At 56.9% G+C, this 334-nt stretch carries 1 pseudogene; it reads right to left on the reverse strand.

Annotation, left to right across the window (positions count from 1 at the left end):
- Positions 1-127 precede the first annotated feature (127 nt).
- A pseudogene (locus AC0L20_RS40350) lies at positions 128-235 on the reverse strand (hypothetical protein); the annotation flags it as partial.
- Between the last annotated feature and the right edge of the window lie 99 nt (positions 236-334).

Here is a 334-nt window from a genome sequence, read left to right on the forward strand (position 1 = left end):
GATGGCTGAGCCTTCGGGCACGAGGTCACGCTGGGCGATCATCCAGGCGTGCAGCATGTTCATCACAGGTACAGATGCTCACGCGGATCTTTTTGCACAGTGAATGCTGAGCCCGCAACTTCTCCGAAGCCCGCTGCGCGTAGGTGGCCACCGCCTCTTTTATCGGCTCGATCGTCTCCAGGCGCATGCCGAACATTCTGCTGCAGCGGTTGACGTTCTGAGCGAGCTGGAACATTTACGGCGCCTTGAGCTGGGCGGGGATACGCCACATGCTGTATTTGTCCAGTTGAAGGATTTATTTCATACGCTTGAGAGCCTCGGCTCAGCTCGTATT

The sequence above is a fragment of the Bradyrhizobium sp. Kon58 genome (assembly GCF_055807455.1).